Origin of the sequence: Streptomyces sp. NPDC088746 (genome assembly GCF_044751065.1) — a bacterium.
GTDB lineage: Bacteria > Actinomycetota > Actinomycetes > Streptomycetales > Streptomycetaceae > Streptomyces.
Window position 1 is genome coordinate 122,897 of the sequence record NZ_JBIVLA010000010.1, and the last position, 12,801, is coordinate 135,697.

11 protein-coding genes are annotated in these 12,801 nt (G+C 71.2%); 2 read left to right on the forward strand and 9 right to left on the reverse strand.

The window, feature by feature from the left end; all coding sequences use genetic code 11:
* Positions 1–433 precede the first annotated feature (433 nt).
* From pheA to ACIP63_RS33505, 7 genes are all read right to left on the reverse strand, one after another.
* Entirely contained in the window at positions 434–1,369 is a 936-nt protein-coding gene (gene pheA / locus ACIP63_RS33475) for a prephenate dehydratase (RefSeq protein WP_401523403.1), read from the reverse strand.
* A 105-nt stretch (positions 1,370–1,474) separates the two neighbouring features.
* Positions 1,475–2,791, reverse strand: a complete 1,317-nt coding sequence (gene efeB / locus ACIP63_RS33480; protein WP_401523406.1) for an iron uptake transporter deferrochelatase/peroxidase subunit — start codon at positions 2,789–2,791, stop codon at positions 1,475–1,477.
* A gap of 5 nt (positions 2,792–2,796) precedes the next feature.
* Positions 2,797–4,731, reverse strand: coding sequence for a copper resistance CopC/CopD family protein (locus tag ACIP63_RS33485; RefSeq protein ID WP_401523408.1), 1,935 nt, complete (start codon positions 4,729–4,731; stop codon positions 2,797–2,799).
* Between the two features lie 14 nt (positions 4,732–4,745).
* Complete coding sequence (locus ACIP63_RS33490; RefSeq protein ID WP_362930758.1) at positions 4,746–5,192, reverse strand: copper chaperone PCu(A)C; 447 nt, start codon at positions 5,190–5,192, stop codon at positions 4,746–4,748.
* Positions 5,189–5,845 carry an SCO family protein gene (locus ACIP63_RS33495; RefSeq protein ID WP_401523411.1) on the reverse strand — a complete coding sequence of 219 codons (657 nt, stop codon included), beginning with the start codon at positions 5,843–5,845 and terminating at the stop codon, positions 5,189–5,191. The genes ACIP63_RS33490 and ACIP63_RS33495 overlap by 4 nt, the downstream gene beginning before the upstream one ends.
* 49 nt (positions 5,846–5,894) lie before the next feature.
* Positions 5,895–6,629 carry a YcnI family protein gene (locus tag ACIP63_RS33500; RefSeq protein WP_401523414.1) on the reverse strand — a complete coding sequence of 245 codons (735 nt, stop codon included), beginning with the start codon at positions 6,627–6,629 and terminating at the stop codon, positions 5,895–5,897.
* A gap of 104 nt (positions 6,630–6,733) precedes the next feature.
* The gene (locus ACIP63_RS33505) at positions 6,734–7,555 is read right to left on the reverse strand and encodes a hypothetical protein (protein ID WP_401523417.1); all 822 of its coding nucleotides are present in this window, start codon (positions 7,553–7,555) and stop codon (positions 6,734–6,736) included.
* A gap of 271 nt (positions 7,556–7,826) precedes the next feature.
* Between ACIP63_RS33505 and ACIP63_RS33510 the strand changes: the two genes are divergently transcribed.
* Positions 7,827–8,384, forward strand: a complete 558-nt coding sequence (locus ACIP63_RS33510; RefSeq protein ID WP_401523420.1) for an ATP-binding protein — start codon at positions 7,827–7,829, stop codon at positions 8,382–8,384.
* A 48-nt stretch (positions 8,385–8,432) separates the two neighbouring features.
* Here ACIP63_RS33510 and ACIP63_RS33515 read toward each other — a convergent pair whose 3' ends face one another.
* Together ACIP63_RS33515 and ACIP63_RS33520 are read right to left on the reverse strand one after the other, a co-directional pair.
* Positions 8,433–9,896 carry an aminopeptidase P family protein gene (locus tag ACIP63_RS33515; protein ID WP_401523422.1) on the reverse strand — a complete coding sequence of 488 codons (1,464 nt, stop codon included), beginning with the start codon at positions 9,894–9,896 and terminating at the stop codon, positions 8,433–8,435.
* A gap of 131 nt (positions 9,897–10,027) precedes the next feature.
* Positions 10,028–11,452: a PP2C family protein-serine/threonine phosphatase gene (locus ACIP63_RS33520; RefSeq protein WP_401523426.1), complete on the reverse strand. Its 1,425-nt coding sequence runs from the start codon at positions 11,450–11,452 to the stop codon at positions 10,028–10,030.
* Positions 11,453–12,054: 602 nt separating this feature from the next.
* Here ACIP63_RS33520 and ACIP63_RS33525 point away from each other — a divergent pair.
* Positions 12,055–12,738, forward strand: a complete 684-nt coding sequence (locus ACIP63_RS33525) for a bifunctional DNA primase/polymerase (RefSeq protein ID WP_401523429.1) — start codon at positions 12,055–12,057, stop codon at positions 12,736–12,738.
* Positions 12,739–12,801: the final 63 nt, after the last annotated feature.

Sequence of the window (12,801 nt, forward strand, 5' to 3'; positions counted from 1 at the left end):
CGGGCGTCCCGTCGATTGACGCATCACCGGTACGCAGGAGGGGAGTTGGGGGCTCCGGGCGGGCGTGTTGTCCACAGGGCCCCATCGATCCAATTAGTTATCCACAGGCTGTGAAGAAGATCTGTGGATGCCGGAAGCGATGGTTCCGAAAGCGGCATGATGGGGCAGGGATCCGCAACTCAAACCTCACCGGCGCACTCATTCGGGTGGGTATTCCTCGTTCCAATGAGTTGATCAACGGAATTGGAGGGACACGGGGGGAGCTGTGACCCCGTGGGGGATCCAGGGGTGCTGGGGCGATTTGTCGACCATGTCGTGTTGCGGTGTCGACTTGTCCCCAGGCCGGAGGGATGGCCTGTGGATAACTTTGTGCGTGGAATGAAAATCTGCAGGTAGGACCGGCAGTGTTCGGGCCGGCCCCTTCCCACAGGCTTCAGACGCGGCCGTCCTGGCTGCGGGCCAGCCAGTCGGAGGCCTCGGTGAAGTCGGTGTCCGACGTCCCGATCTGCAAGGGACTCACCTCTTCGGGCGTCACCCCCGCGCGCGGATACGAACCCAGGAACCGGACCTTCGGGCAGATCCGCTTCAGCCCCATCAGCGCCTCGCCGACGCGCCGGTCCGCGATGTGTCCCTCGGCGTCGACGGCGAAGCAGTAGTTCCCGATGCCTTCCCCGGTGGGCCGGGACTGGATCAGCATCAGGTTGACGCCTCGGACGGTGAACTCCTGGAGCAGTTCCAGGAGGGCGCCCGGACGGTCGTCGCCGAGCCAGATGACCACGGAGGTCTTGTCGGCCCCCGTGGGCGCGGAGGGCCTGGCGGGCCGCCCCACCAGGACGAAGCGGGTCTGGGCGTTCTCCGCGTCGTGGATCTCGGTCACCAGCGGTTCCAGGCCGTAGGTGGCCGCGGCGAACTCACCGGCGAAGGCGGCGTCGTAGCGCCCCTCCTGGACCAGCCGGGCAGCGTCCGCGTTCGAGGCCGACGACTCCCACACCGCGTCGGGCAGATGGGCCGCCATCCAGTTGCGCACCTGGGGCTGCGCGGCCGGGTGGGCGCTGACGGTCTTGACGTCCGACAGCTTCGTGCCGGGGCGCACCAGCAGCGCGAACGTGATGGAGAGCAGCACTTCGCGGTAGATCATCAGCGGATCGCCCGTGGTCAGCTCGTCGAGGGTCGCGCTGATCCCGCCCTCCACGGAGTTCTCGATGGGGACGAGTGCCGCCGCCGCCTCCCCGTTCCGCACAGCGTCCAGTGCCGCCGGCACCGAGACCATCGGGACGAGTTCGCGGGTGGCGGCTTCGGGGAGCGTACGGAGGGCCACCTCGGTGAAGGTGCCTTCGGGGCCGAGGTAGGCGTAGCGCGTGGCTGACATACGGTCACCCTAATGGGCCGCCGGACGGCGCCGTGCGCCTCGCGCCGGAGGGTGCACGGGCCGAGGCCCCGGCCCCGGCGGACGGGCGTGAGGCCGCGCGCGGCCTCACGCCTCCAGCAGCCGCTGCCCCACGTACTCCCCGGACGCGGCGCCCCCGGGGACGGCGAAGAGGCCGCTCGCCTCGTGCCGGATGAACGGTGAGAGCGCGTCTCCCCGGTCGAGCTTGCGCTGGACCGGAATGAACCCCTTGAACGGATCGGCCTGCCAGCAGACGAAGAGCAGACCGGCGTCGGGGGTGCCGTCGTCGGACATGCCGTCGTGGTACGAGAACGGGCGGCGCAGCATCGCGGCGCCCCCGTTCTTCTCGGGGGAGGAGATCCGGGCGTGTGCGTTGTCGGGGATCAGCAGCTTGCCGTCCGGCCCCGCCTTGTCCAGGTCCATCTCGGTGTCCTCCGAGCCGCCGCTGAGCGGGGCGCCGTCCGCCTTGCGCCGCCCGATGACCTGTTCCTGCCGCTCGACCGTGAGTTCCTCCCAGTCGTCCAGGAGCATCCTGATCCGCCGGACGACGGCGTACGAACCGCCTGCCATCCAGGCGTACGCCGATGAGTCACCGGACGGCACGAAGATCCGCTTCTCGAAGTCGCTCTCGCTTGGTTTCGGGTTGTTGGTGCCGTCGACCTGGCCCATCAGATTGCGTGTGGTCATCGGACGGTCCGTCGCGCCCGGGGTGCGGTTGAAGCCGTTCATCTGCCAGCGCACCCGGGCCGTCGAGCCGGCCTCCTTCTGAAGGGCGCGCAGCGCGTGGAAGGCGACGAGCCCGTCGTCGGCGCCGATCTGCACCCAGAGGTCGCCCTCCGACCGCTTGGCGTCGAGGTGGTCGGAGGAGAAGGCCGGCAGTGGATCCAGGGCGGCGGGCCGGCGGTCCGTCAGGCCGGTGCGGGTGAAGAAGGTCCGCCCGAAGCCGAAGGTGACGGTCAGGGAGGACGGGCCGGCGTCCAGGGACACCCCGGTGTCGTGGGCCCGGCCGTTGCCCGCCGGCTCTCCGGCCATCAGGCGTTCCGCCACGGCCGACCAGCGGCGCATCAGGGCGGCTGCCTCCTTGCGTCCCACGCCGGGGGTCAGATCGAAGGCGACCAGGTGCCCGCGGGCCTGAAGCGGAGTGGTGATCCCCGCTTGATGTTTCCCGTGAAACATCGCCTGGGTCGAGCCCACCGTGGTCAGCGGTGTCGGCGCCTCCCCTCGCGTCGCCGCATAGCCGCCCGCACCGCCCGCCGCGCCCAGGACGAGGCCCGCCGCGCCGGCCGCGCCCGCGCCGCCGATCAGCCGGCGCCGGGATACGACGCTCGCGCCGCCGGAACCGGGTCCGTCGCGGCGGGCGGCGGGTGTGCCGTTCTCCGTGGGGTCGTCCTTCTTCTTGCTCACCCTGCTCAGCCGATCTTCACGTTCTTGTCGATGGTGGTCTGGTCGATGTCCGAGGTGCGCACCGTCACGGCGACCTTCCAGTCGCCCGCCATCGGGATCTGCACCCCGCTCGCGGTCCAGTGCCCCTCGGTGAGGTGGTCGGGGACGACCGGCAGCGGGCCGATGTCCTTGGACTCCAGGGTGAAGGCGAGCTTCACCTCGGGGACGTCCAGCGGGCGTCCGTCGGGCGCGTCGACCCAGAGGTGCACGCTGTTCGCGCCGGTCCCGCCGGGCGAGATGTCCAGACGGACCGTCCCCTTGCCGTTCCGGCCGCCGGTGTCGAAGGGCAGGCTCAGGTTCAGCTGCCCACCGGTGACCGGCGCCGGAGCCGTCGTGGTGTTGCCTCGCGCGGCCTCCTCCTCGGTGCGGCCGGGTTCGGTGGACGTGAGGATCGTCGTGACCACGAGCAGCACCACGGCGATGCCCGTCTCCACCATCACGGAACGCCGCAGTCCGGAACGGTCCGGATCGGCGTCGCGGGCGCGCTTCTCCTTCGTCGCCGTCATAGCGGCCCGCTGCCGGGAGAGCTGGGCGGCACGCTCCGGATCGGCCTCCTCGTCGGCCGCGGCGACCGGTTCCGAGGATTCGGGCGGAGCGGCCGCAGCGGTGCCGTCGGTGGCGGACACGGAGCCGGTGCGCTCGGTCAGCCGCCCCGTCCAACGCCGCGATATCCATGCGACCCCGAGGAGCACGGCGACGAGCGCCACCTTCACGAGCAGCAGCTGCCCGTAGCGGGTGCCGGTCAGCGCGGACCACGATCCGACCTGACGCCAGGACTGGTAGAGCCCCGTCGCGGCGAGCACGATCACGCTGCCGAACGCCACGCGCGAGAACCGGCGTACGGCACTGCTCGTGATGTCCGGCGTCCGGTACAGGGCGACCAGCAGCGCGGTGAGGCCGCCCAGCCAGGCGGCGACGGCGAGGAGGTGCAGCACGTCGACGGGCATGGCGATGCCCGGCTGGATCCCCGTCGAGGCGTGCTCGGCCAGGGCCCACGTGCCGGCGATCCCGATGGCGATGACCGCGCCGCCCGTCGCGAGTCCGAAGGTGAGGTCCTGCTTCTCCTTCTCGTCCTCGCGCTTGGCGTACGCCCCGAAGAGGACGGCGATGAAGAGGGCGGAGGCGCCCAGGAGCAGCAGCCGGGAGACCAGCGCGGCCCCCGGCTTGGTGTCGAGGACGGACTGGAGGCCGTCGAGGTCGAAGGCGTCCGCGAGCTTGCCGGAGCCGGTGTACGGATTGCGCAGGAGCAGCATGGCCAGGGTGGCCGCGGTGAGCGTGACCCAGCCGCGTACGACGAGCCGCTGCAGCGGACGCGCGCCCGCCCCGCGCTGCCAGCAGGCGAGCACGAAGGCCGATCCGCCCGCGAGCAGGATGAATCCGGCGTACGCGGCGTAGCGTGCGATGCCGTAGAGCGCACCCACGAGCCCGCCGCCGGCTCCGCCCGAGGGCAGCGCCACGGTGGTCTCCGAGGGGGCGCCGACGGAGAAGGTGAAGGCTCCGGAGACCGGATGGCTGTCCGCGGAGACGGCCTGCCAGGCCACGGTGTACGTGCCGTCGGGCAGCCCGCTGTGGAGCTGGACGGCGTACCGCACGGCGCCGCCGTTCGTCAGGTCACGGGGCGCGCCCTCGTCGACGCGCTCACCGCTCGGGTCGAGGACCCGGATCGAGTCGTCGTCCATGGCGATCTGCTCGGAGAACGTGAGTGTGACGTCCTGGGGCGCGGTGGCGACCACCGCCCCGTCCTGCGGGTCGCTCCCCGTGAGAGCGGCGTGCGCGGACGCGGGGCTCGCGCCGGCCAGCACCAGGCCGAGCAGCAGGCTGATCAGCATGGCGAGGAGCGCGGCCGCGGCGAGCGGCCGTCGTATCGGGGAGGGCCCGAGGCGCGGGGCGGTAGCCGTCATGGGGTGTCAGTACCTCACTGCTTCTTCGGGTTGTAGGTGGTCTCCCGCACGGGAATGTCGACCTTGATGGGGTCGGCCTTCTCGAAGTGAAGTTCCACGGAGACCGTCTCTCCCCGCTTGGGCTGCTGCTTCAGCTCCGTGAACATGATGTGGTTCCCGCCGCGTTCGAGATCGAGCTCGCCGCCGGCGGGCACCTCGAACGACGTGACCATCCGCATCGTCCGGTTCTTCGTCTCGTGGATGGAGACGTGGTCCGAGAGGGAACTCGTCACCGAGGTGAGCCGGTCGGTGGCGTCGCCGCTGTTCTTCACGAGGAGGAAACCGGCCGCCATGTCGCTGACGGGCTGTGGCATGAAGGCCCCGGTCACCTCCAGCCGCGGCACGCTGTCGGAGGAACACGCCGTCAGCGCGAGCCCGGTGGTGAGGGCCAGTGCGCCGGCGACGGCCGTGCGGCGGTTCACGGAGTCTCCCCCTTGACGAGCTCCGGGAGGTCCTCGGTGTAGTCCTCGGCCGTGGTGTCCTCGCTGTAGAGCACGTACCCCTTGTCGGTCTTCGGGGAGAACGCGATGACCTGGGCTCCGTGCATCGAGACGACCGTGCCGTCCTTCTCCTTCTTCGGCGGGTCGATGCCGATGCCGATCTGCCGCGCTCCCGCCTGGATGGTCGGGAAGTCGCCGGTGAGACCGGTGAAGTCGGGGTCCTGCGCCTTGAGCCAGCTGCCCAGGGACGCCGGGGTGTCACGCTCGGGGTCCGTCGTGACGAAGACGACCTGGAGCTTGTCCTGTTCGGCCTTGGGCAGGGCCCGCTTCGCGACGGCGATGTTGCTCATGGTCAGCGGGCACACGTCGGGGCAGTTGGTGTAGCCGAAGTAGATGAGAGTCGGCTTGCCCTTGGTCTTCTCTCGCAGGTCGTACTTCTTGCCATGGGTGTCGGTGAGGACGAGGTCGGGCTTGGTGAACGGCTGGTCGAGCACGGTCGCGGGCTTGGACCCGGCCGAGGAGGAGACGTCGGCGACGGCATTGTCCGCCGAGTCCCCTCCGCTGCCGCAGGCCGACAGGGTCAGTGCGGCCGCGGCGGCGAACGCCGCGGCCAGCACCGTCTTCTTGCTGTGCATGGAGAGCTGATTCCTGATCTGTGAATACGGGTGGTGGAGCAGGCGGGGATCAGGCGCTGCGGCGGCGGCCGGCGAGGACGCCGAACGCGACCCCCGCGACGCCGACGACGATGCCGACGATGCCCAGGACGCGGGCGGTGCTGTCGGTGCCCGACGAGGACGCGTCGTCCGACGACGCGGTCGTCTCCTTCGCCTCCTCCGCCTCGCCGCTCTTGTCATCGGCGGCGGTGGCGCCGTGGGCGTCGGCGGCCGGGGCGGTCAGCGCGAGGACGGGAGCAGGGCTCTCGGGCTCTTCGCCGCCCTCGGCGGGCTCCTCGATCCAGCGGACGACTTCCTTGTTGCTGTACGTCTGGAGCGCCTTGAAGACGAGCTGGTCGGCGTCCTCGGGCAGCTGCCCGATCGAGAGCGGGAACTGCTGGAAGTAGCCGGCCTCGATACCGCTGCCGTCCGCGGTCCAGGTGACCTTGGAGACCGCTTCGTTGATCTTCTTGCCGTGCACCTCGAGCGGCTCGGCCAGCTTGCTCTTGGTGACCTCGATCTTCCAGCCGGGCACCGGCTGCGCGCTGACGGACGCCAGCGGGTGGTCCGTCGGGAAGTTGACCTCGAGCTTGACGGTGGAGGCGTTGTCGCGCTCGTTGGGGACCTTGAAGTTGACGGTGGCGTAACCGCCCTTGGCGGCCTCGCCCTGCGGCTGCACGCTGACGTGGGCGGAGGCGGTGCCCGCGAGCAGCAGGACGGTGGACGCGGCGACGCCGCCGGCGAGGGCGATGCGGGAAACGTTCATGGCAGGGATCACTCCACAGGTCATGAGGAAAAGGTGGTCCGGCGCGCGGAGGCGCGACGGCATCACGACCACCTCTTCACGGGAGTCCCGGCCGAGGGGTCGCGTCAGGCTGCGCGTACGTATACGGGCGGCGGCCCGCGCCTGATCACCATGTGCTGCAAAGGGTCCCCGGTGGCCGGCGCGGGAGCGTCGACGGCGCTGCGGAGAGGGCGCGGCCCGGTCGTGGGCCGGCCCGGGAGTCCCGCACGCAGGGCGCGTACGAGTGCCATCGCCGCCCGCAGCGCGCGCAGCCTGGCCGCGGCCGCGAGCTGCCGGCCGCCGTGCGCCGACAGCCTGGCCAGCCGGAAGAGAGCGATCTCGCCGCGGCGGAGCAGCCAGCCGGTGGCGAGGGCGGCGAGCAGGTGTCCCAGGAGCATGGGGAGGCTCGGCAGGCCGGACATCAGGGTGTCCAGGAGCGTCGGAGCGGCATCCGGGGCGGCTGCCGCTCCGGACGCCAGGTGTGTGTGCCCCTGGGCCACGGTCGCGGGGTCCAGCCCCGCGGTGGTCACGATGCGGTGTGCCTCGCCGGCGCTCAGCTGTGCCGGTCCGGCGCCGCACACCAGCCCCGCGGCGAAGCGGATCAGCGAGTCGTCCCCGGACCCCGCCGCGGTGGCCGGTGCGTGCCGCCCGAGCCCGAAGACGATGTGCAGGGCGATCTGCCCGGCCGCGAGGGCGGCGGTGATCGAGAGGAGGGTCCGCTCACGTCCGGCGAGCGCCGTCGCGACGGCGAAGACTCCGGCGAAGCCCGCCAGCAGACTCCAGCCGGGCACGCCCACGCCTGCGGCGAAGCCGTGTCCGGCGGCTGCGAGCACGACACAGACCGCGGTGAACACCGCGGTCCTCAAAAGCCGCATACCGGCTCCGGCGCGTGCGACAGGCATAGACATGGCCGGGTCATCATCCCACTGAGCCCCCCGTCTCCGTACGGCAGGTCCGGAAGGTCGGCATCCGTCCCCATCAGGCAGTGATCAGGGGGTGTTGCACCTGTTCATGGGTGGTTCGGGGCCGCTCCGAGGCGGTGGTCCGGGCCGGGCATACACCGGTGGACGGAATTTCCGCATCCGCCGAATGAGCGCCGTGGTGGCCGATCGGTGCTTACGAAGCACCGATCGCGGCAATACGTATCGGTATGTCGAGCCGCAGCCAGGAGGCTGGAGCATGAGCATGTGGTGGTCACTCCATTTGCGGCGCGACGCTGCGAGCGTTCCGCTCGCCCGTCGTTTCCTGCTCGGCACCATGGAGACCGCGGGGGTGGACCCCGACATCTCCTACGACCTCTCCGTCGCGCTCAGCGAAGCCTGTGCGAACGCCGTGGAGCACGGCGGCGGTCTACGGGACGCGGGTGAGGCCACGGACGCCGACCCGGCCTCCCCCGGTGGCGGACAGCCCGGACGCGCCTGCGGGCAGTACCGGGTCACCGCGTATCTGGACGGCGAGAAATGCCGTATCGAAGTCGCCGACTCGGGGCCCGGTTTCCCCCCACGGCGCACGCTTCGCACCGCCGCAGAGCCGGCCGCCTCCCGGCCGGCGGGCGACCCCTCGCACACGCGCACCGCGGTGCACCCTCCGGTCACGGCCGAGAGCGGGCGCGGGCTCTGCCTGATCGAGGAGCTCGCCGATCACGTCCACTTCGGCAACCGGCCGGGTCACGGCGCGGTGGTGAGCTTCGACAAGGTCCTGAAATGGCGGGAGGGCGCGCTGCTCATGGTGTCCTGAGCAGCGCGCCCTCCGTCGCACGGGACGCGGACCTCCGCGCCGGCCGGGTCAGCCCTTGAGCCGGGCCATCCACGCCTCGACCTCGTCGGACCGGCGCGGCAGCGCGGCGGACAGGTTCCGGTTGCCGTCCTCGGTCACGAGGATGTCGTCCTCGATCCGGACGCCGATCCCCCGGTACTCCTCGGGCACGGTCAGGTCGTCGGCCTGGAAGTACAGTCCGGGCTCGACCGTGAGGCAGACCCCGGGCTCCAGGGTCCCGTCGACGTACGCCTCCGTGCGCGCGACGGCGCAGTCGTGGACGTCCATACCGAGCATGTGTCCCGTGCCGTGCAGCGTCCAGCGGCGCTGGAGGCCCAGCTCCAGGACCTTCTCCACGGACAGGTCGCCCAGCAGGCCCCACTCGACCAGCTTCTGTGCGAGGACCCGCTGAGCGGCGTCGTGGAAGTCGCGGAAGGAAGCGCCGGGCTTCACGGCCGCGATGCCCGCCTCCTGGGCCTCGTACACCGCGTCGTAGATCTTCCGCTGAAGCGGAGAGAACGTGCCGTTGATGGGCAGGGTGCGGGTCACGTCGGCGGTGTAGAGCTCGTCGGTCTCCACGCCCGCGTCGAGCAGCAGGAGCTCGCCGGAGCGGACCGCACCGTCGTTGCGGACCCAGTGCAGCGTGGTGGCGTGGGGGCCGGCCGCGCAGATCGAGCCGTAACCGATGTCGTTGCCGTCGACGCGGGCGCGCAGGAAGAAGGTGCCCTCGATGTAGCGCTCGCTCGTCGCCTCGGCCTTGTCGAGGACCTTGACGACGTCCTCGAAGCCGCGCGCCGTGGCGTCACAGGCCTTCTGCAGCTCGGCGATCTCGAAGGCGTCCTTGACCAGGCGGGCCTCGGAGAGGAAGACGCGCAGCTCCTCGTCGCGCTCCGCGGTGACCTTGTCGGTGAGGGCGGCCTCGATGCCCGCGTCGTGCCCGCGGACGTTGCGCACCGGGCCGGTGGCCTCGGCCAGCGCGGCCGGGAGCTCGCGGACGTCCTTCGCCGGGATGCCGAGCAGCTGCTCGGCCTCGGTGAGGGAGTTGCGTCGGCCGACCCAGAGCTCACCCTGGCCGTCGAGCCAGAACTCGCCGTTCTCACGGTCGGAGCGGGGCAGCAGGTAGACCGTCGCCTCGTGCCCGCCCTCGGACGGTTCGAGGACCAGGACGCCGTCCTGGGTCAGGTCACCGGTGAGGTACGCGTACTCGGTGGAGGCGCGGAAGGCGTACTCGGTGTCGTTGGAGCGGGTCTTCAGGTTGCCCGCGGGAATGACGAGCCGCTCGCCGGGGAAGCGCGCGGAGAGCGCGGCGCGGCGGGCGGCGGTGTACGGGGCCTGGGCGATCGGCTCCAGGCCGTGCAGCTCCGTGTCGGCCCAGCCGGACTTCATGTTCTCGGCGAGCTCATCGGAAATGCCCGGGTACAGGCCGTTCTTCCGCTGCTTGATCGGCTCTGCTTCTGCTGTTTCCGGGGTCTCCGGGGCGAGCTCCTCAGACACGTTTTGTCCTCCTTGTACGACACTGGGCCCTCTCCATCGTACGGGCGTTCGGAAGGGGGCCCAGTGCCGGAAGACCTCTTACACATCCGGAGCCGCCCCCGGCGGTCCTCGGCGGTGCCGCGGCCGTGGTCTCAGTCGAAGCGCGCGGCCAGCAGGGTGACGTCCTCGGCGCCACCGCTCCGGTCCGTGCCGTCGGGCAGAACGGTCCGCAGGACGTGGTCCGCGACCGCTCCGGGATCCTGGCGCAGGACCTTCGGCACGCCGGCCGCGGCCGCGTGCAGCCGTGCGAACGCCCGGTCCCGGGTGTCGCCGGTGCGGCGCAGCAGCGCGTCGGTGTAGAACAGCACCGTTTCGCCGGCCCGGGGCGTGAACTCCACGCTCGGCGCCTCCCAGCAGGACAGCATGCCGAGCGGTGCGGAGAGGGTCGTCTCGACGAATTCGGTGCGCCGCTCGCCGGTCACCAGCGGCGGGGTGTGCCCGGCGCCGGCGAACACGATCGTGCGCCGGTCGGGTTCGCAGTAGGCGTACAGGGCGGTCGCCGCGGAGGCCGGTTCGGTCAGCCGCAGCAGCAGTTCGAGGTCGGAGAGCACGGCGACGGGGTCCTCGCCCTCCATCACGGCGTAGGCCCGCAGGCCGGCGCGGAGCCGGCCCGTGGCGGCCAGGGAGGCAGGCCCGGAGCCGCCGACCGAGCCGACGGCCAGGCCGAGGGCGTTGTCCGGGAGGGGCAGCGCGTCGTACCAGTCGCCGCCGCCCGCGGGCCCGGCCCGGCGGCGGGCGGCCAGTCGTACCCCCGGGACCCGGGGCAGCCTGCTGGGGAGGAGCTCCTCCGCGACGACTGCGGCATCCGCCCTGGCGCGTTCGAGTTCGAGGAGGCGGGCGAGGTGCTCCGCGGCGTAGCGGGCGTAGACCCCGACGAGATGGCACTGGCGTTCCAGGGGTTCCGCCGGTTCGTCGTACAGCCAGACGGCCGCACCGAGCCGGCCGGCGGTCTCGGTGGAGAGGGGCTGTGCGTAGCTGGCGGCGTAGCCGAGCCGTGCGGCGACCTCGCGGCAGCGGGGGTCGAGTCCGGTGTCGCCGAGGATGTCGGGACTGGCCAGGGGGGCGTCGGTGTCCGGGAGACCGTCGAGGAAGCGTCCGTACGCGGTGGCGCTGCGGGGCACCGTCTCGATGTGTCCCAGGTCGGCGTGGGCGAGGCCGAGCCCGATCGTGCGGGACGGCCCGCGGCCGTCGGCGGGTTCGAGGACGAGGAGCCCCCGGCCTGCGCCGACGAGCGCCGCCCCGGCGGTCAGGAGCTCACGAAGAGCGCTGTCCAGGGTGCTGGTCCCGGCCAGGCGTTCGGTGAGTTCGTGCAGCGTGGTGAGGTCGGAGACCCAGCCGGCCAGCCGGTCCTGGATGAAGGCTCCTGGCGCGGCGGGCACGTCTTCCAGGGGCGCGGCAGTGTGCGTTGAAACGGGAACCATGGGATCGATTCCAGCCACTTTCGGAAGGTGGGGGGCGCTCATGGCAATCGGCTTCCCGACTGGTGCGTTTTGTCGAATAGCATCGCAAACCCCCATGTCGTTCTGCGCCGCTATCGGTGCAACCACATGTACACGCACCCACATCTACACGCACAACTGAGGTGATGTCCAGCATTGTCCTTACGGTATTTATGGTGTCCGTGAGGCAACCAACTTGGCCGAAAAATGCACCCCCGGGCGGCTTTTTGCGATCGACTGGGCGTGCTCGACAGGGAGAGCCCTCGGGGTGAAATGCCGGAGGGAGCGTCATCCCGGTCTTGCGGGGTACGTAGTCGTGGATGGCCGGGGGCAGTTGTGACCGCCCCGGAACCCGACAGCGAGCCCGGGCGTCCTTACAGGTGACGGCCGCCCGCCCACCGCCCCGAGTGGCGGGGTTGCACAAGGGACGGCACGCGCGACGCGCACGCCGACCGCGCGATTGTTTTGATGGACTCGGCTCGGTTCAACTCGGTTCGACTCGGCTCAGCTCCATTCTGTTCGGTTCCACTCTGCTCGGCTCGGCTCACGCTCGGCACCGACTGACCGTCCGTACCGCAGGCCCGATGAGCAAGCACGCACAGCGAAGAGACGCACACGTGGTGTAACGAGCACGTGGTGTGATGTGGACCTCGGCGTTCAACGGAAAGGAACGAGCGCTCATGCGCGAGATCCTCGGAAGGCGACGCAGGCACCGGCCCCGGCGCAAGGGAAGTTCCGCCCAGCTCGACGCGGCGCTGGCCTGTGCCACCGTCCGGAAGTGGCCCGTGCTCCCCGGAGCAGGGCTGGCGACGGGAGCCGTACGCGGTGAACGCGGCCGCGGCTGCGCCTGCCCCGATCCCGAGTGCGCCGTCCCCGGCGCACACCCCTTCGACCCCGGCCTGCTCGCGGCGACCACCGACGCGCGCATGGTGCGCTGGTGGTGGACCAACCGGCCCACCGCGCCCGTCGTACTGGCCACCGGTGGTCAGGCGCCCTGCGCACTCAGCCTGCCGGCCGTCGCCGGCGCCCGGGCCCTGACCGCGCTCGACGGCATGGGGCTGCGGCTCGGCCCTGTGGTGGCGACCCCCACCAGGTGGTCGCTGCTGGTCGAGCCCTACACCCTGGAACGGCTCGGCGAACTGCTGCACGCCAAGGACCGGGTGCCCAGCTCCCTGCGCTTCCACGGGGAGGGCGGCTATCTCATCCTGCCCCCGTCCGAGGTGGGCACGGGACAGGTGCGCTGGGAACGCGCGCCGGAGACGGGGAAGGCCACGCCGTGGCTCCCGGATGTGGAAACCGTCCTGGACGCGCTCGTCGAGGCGAGCAACAGCGCTCCGGACGGCGGGAGCCGGCTCGCGTACTGAGCGGGCGGCGGTTGACCGACTGACGCGGGAACAGCGGGCGGCTCACTCGTTCAGGGTGTGGGA

Excerpts from the sequence above, each read along its gene's own strand:
- pheA (WP_401523403.1), bottom strand. The coding sequence starts at position 1,369 with ATGTCAGCCACGCGCTACGCCTACCTCGGCCCCGAAGGCACCTTCACC.
- ACIP63_RS33485 (WP_401523408.1), bottom strand. The coding sequence starts at position 4,731 with ATGACGGCTACCGCCCCGCGCCTCGGGCCCTCCCCGATACGACGGCCG.
- ACIP63_RS33495 (WP_401523411.1), bottom strand. The coding sequence starts at position 5,845 with ATGCACAGCAAGAAGACGGTGCTGGCCGCGGCGTTCGCCGCCGCGGCC.
- ACIP63_RS33500 (WP_401523414.1), bottom strand. The coding sequence starts at position 6,629 with ATGAACGTTTCCCGCATCGCCCTCGCCGGCGGCGTCGCCGCGTCCACC.
- ACIP63_RS33505 (WP_401523417.1), bottom strand. The coding sequence starts at position 7,555 with ATGTCTATGCCTGTCGCACGCGCCGGAGCCGGTATGCGGCTTTTGAGG.
- ACIP63_RS33510 (WP_401523420.1), top strand. The coding sequence starts at position 7,827 with ATGAGCATGTGGTGGTCACTCCATTTGCGGCGCGACGCTGCGAGCGTT.
- ACIP63_RS33520 (WP_401523426.1), bottom strand. The coding sequence starts at position 11,452 with ATGGGGGTTTGCGATGCTATTCGACAAAACGCACCAGTCGGGAAGCCG.
- ACIP63_RS33525 (WP_401523429.1), top strand. The coding sequence starts at position 12,055 with ATGCGCGAGATCCTCGGAAGGCGACGCAGGCACCGGCCCCGGCGCAAG.